Origin of the sequence: Bradyrhizobium sp., from assembly GCF_019242285.1 — a bacterium.
In the GTDB taxonomy this organism is placed as follows: Bacteria; Pseudomonadota; Alphaproteobacteria; order Rhizobiales; family Xanthobacteraceae; genus Bradyrhizobium.
Genome location: NZ_JAFAVV010000911.1, coordinates 1 through 2,336, shown reverse-complemented (window position 1 = coordinate 2,336; position 2,336 = coordinate 1). Strand labels below are relative to the sequence as shown.

The following is a 2,336-nucleotide window of genomic DNA, read 5'->3' as shown; positions in this document are numbered from 1 at the left end:
CTTCAAAGGCCCCATCGTGGACAACAAGGGCAAGACCGTGATCGCCGCGGGCACCGACCGCGGCCAGAAGGATCCCGAGTTGGAGAAGATGGACTATCTGGTCGAGGGCGTGATCGGAGCCACTTCGTGACGTCGGAGGTGGCGGATCCCGCAGAGGCGGTGGCGATCGCGCCAGCCGCCGATCCGGGCTTCCTCCAGCGCCACGGCGCCGGCATCGAATATGTTCTGATCCCAGGCGCGGCGCTGATCGGCGCGCTCGCTTTGTTCGGCGTGTTCGTCGCGCTGTTCGGCAAGAACCCGCTCGACCTCTATTTCTACATGTATTACGGCGCCTTCGGCACCTGGTTCTCCTGGCAGAACACGCTGACCCGCGCGGCGCCGCTGATCCTGACCGCACTGTGCACGGCAATGCCGGCGCAGCTCGGCATGGTCATCATCGGCGGCGAAGGCGCGCTGCTGATCGGCGCGCTGGCGGCGACCTCGGCGGCACTGGCGCTGCCCTCCATGCCGCCGCTCATGGTGCAGTTCGCGATGGCCGCCGCCGGCATGATCGGCGGCGGCCTCTGGATCATGCTCTCGGGCGGCCTTCGGCACTATCGCGGCGTAAACGAGACCATCTCCAGCCTGCTTCTGGTCTACATCGCGCTGGCGATCCTCAACCATCTGGTCGAAGGCGTGATGCGCGATCCCGCGAGCCTCAACAAGCCGTCGACCCGGGAGATCGGCGCGGCCAACATGATCGGCAGCATTCCCGGCACCGACGTGCACTGGGGACTGGTGTTCGGCATCGTCGCCGCCATTGCTGCCTACATCCTGATCTATCACACCGCCTTCGGCTTCGCCGCGCGCCTCGCCGGCGGCAACATCCGCGCCGCCCGCATCGTGGGTCTTTCGGTCGGCAAGCTGATCCTCACGATCTGCTTTCTCGCCGGTGCTTCCGCGGGGCTTGCGGGCATGGTCGAGGTCGCCGCCGTGCAGGGCCGCACCAATGCCAACCTGGCCGCCGGCTATGGCTTCACCGGCATCCTGGTTGCTTTCCTGGCGCGACAGAATCCGCTTGCGATCATTCCTGTCGCGATCCTGCTCGGCGGCATCAGCGCGAGCGGCGGGTTGTTGCAGCGGCGGCTCGGCCTGCCGGACGCCTCGGTGCTGGTGCTGCAGGGCGTGATCTTCGTCTTCGTGCTCGCCAGCGATGCGCTGTACGGGCGGATCGGCTTTCTGAAGGGGAAGAGCTGACATGGCGGACCCCTCGCTCGGGCTCTGGACCGTTCCGCTCGCCGTGTTCGGCGGTGCAGTGCGCGTCTCGACGCCATTCCTGTTCGTCAGCCTCGGCGAATGCATCACCGAACGGAGCGGCCGCATCAATCTCGGTCTCGAGGGCACGCTGGTGATGGGCGCGATGAGCGCCTATGGCATCTCCTATCTCGCCGGCTCGCCCTGGCTCGGCGTGCTCGCGGCAGGCTTGACCGGCGCCTTCCTCGGCGCGCTGCATGCCGGCATCTGCTCGCTGCCACGCGTCAACGACATCGCGGTCGGCATCGCGCTGATGCTGTTCGGCACGGGGCTCGCCTTCTATCTCGGCAAGCCACTGATCGAGCCGACCGCGGCGCGCCTGCCGGCGATCGACTTCGGCTGGTGGAGCGACATTCCGCAGCTGCGCGCAGCGCTCCGCATCAACGTGCTGTTCCTGATCGGCCTTGCGCTCGCACCGATCCTGTATTGGGCCTTCCGGACCACACGCTGGGGCCTTCTGATCCGCACCGCCGGCGAGAGTGCGGATGCCGCGCGCGCCATGGGCCATTCGGTCTTGCTGATCCGCCTGCGCGCCACCATGGCCGGCGGTTTCCTCGCCGGCATCGGCGGCTCGTTCCTGTCGCTGTTCTATCCCGGGAGCTGGAACGAGGGCCTTTCCAGCGGCCAGGGCATCACGGCGGTGGCGCTGGTGATCTTCGCGCGTTGGGATCCGATGCTGTGCCTGTGGGCCTCGCTGCTGTTCGGCGGCGCAGCCGCGCTCGGACCGGCGCTGCAATCGGTCGGCGTCACCTCCGGCTATCATTTGTTCAACGCAGCGCCCTACATCCTGACGCTTCTCATCATGATCATCACATGCTCGCCGAAGCGGACGTTGACCGGCGCGCCGGCCGAGCTTTCGATCACAAAATAGGGGACGAGGCCATGCCCGAGCGCTTCATCAAATCCGAGCCCTATGCCTGGCCCTATAATGGCGACCTGCGGCCCGAGAACACCGCGCTGATCATCATCGACATGCAGACCGATTTCTGCGGCATCGGCGGCTATGTCGACAAGATGGGCTACGACATCTCGCTGACGCGGGC

Annotated in this window: 2 protein-coding genes and 2 pseudogenes; all 4 read left to right on the top strand. The window is 66.6% G+C overall.

The features are described from left to right. Positions 1–130: pseudogene (locus JOY90_RS37490) on the top strand (BMP family ABC transporter substrate-binding protein); the annotation flags it as partial. Further along, positions 127–1,236: an ABC transporter permease gene (locus tag JOY90_RS37485; protein ID WP_291696122.1), complete on the top strand. Its 1,110-nt coding sequence runs from the start codon at positions 127–129 to the stop codon at positions 1,234–1,236. The pseudogene JOY90_RS37490 and the gene JOY90_RS37485, both read left to right, overlap by 4 nt. 1 nt (position 1,237) lies before the next feature. Next, positions 1,238–2,164, top strand: coding sequence for an ABC transporter permease (locus JOY90_RS37480; RefSeq protein WP_291696121.1), 927 nt, complete (start codon positions 1,238–1,240; stop codon positions 2,162–2,164). A gap of 11 nt (positions 2,165–2,175) precedes the next feature. After that, a pseudogene (locus JOY90_RS37475) lies at positions 2,176–2,336 on the top strand (cysteine hydrolase); the annotation flags it as partial.